The organism is Gilvimarinus gilvus (assembly GCF_030518155.1).
GTDB classification, from domain to species: domain Bacteria; phylum Pseudomonadota; class Gammaproteobacteria; order Pseudomonadales; family Cellvibrionaceae; genus Gilvimarinus; species Gilvimarinus gilvus.
In genome coordinates, this window is the sequence record NZ_JAULRU010000412.1 from 1 (window position 1) to 351 (window position 351).

A 351-nucleotide genomic window follows, 5' to 3' on the forward strand; every position below is an offset into this window, starting at 1 on the left:
TAGAAAATAATAACAATTCAAAACAACAAATCTCAAAAAGCAAAGAGGAAGTGAGCATGACACAGAAAATTGCTCTGGTTACTGGCGGTACAGGTGGTATTGGTTCTGCAATCTGTCGCGCATTAGCTGATTCAGGTGTAAAAGTCGTTGCTGGTTATAACTCTGGTGGTAACCATGAAAAGGCTAAAGCTTGGCAGGAAGAGCAGAAAGCCGATGGTTACGATATTTTGGTAGCCTACGGTGATGTGACAGACGAGGCATCATGCGCTGAATGTATTAAAACGGTTGAAGAAGTAGCCGGTGGTAGCGTTGATATTCTGATTAATAATGCGGGTATTACCCGTGATGGTA

General features: G+C 42.5%; 1 protein-coding gene. It reads left to right on the forward strand.

The features are described from left to right. Window positions 1-56 precede the first annotated feature (56 nt). On the forward strand, window positions 57-351 hold a 295-nt coding region (locus QWI17_RS06830; protein WP_302721773.1), incomplete at its 3' end, for an SDR family NAD(P)-dependent oxidoreductase.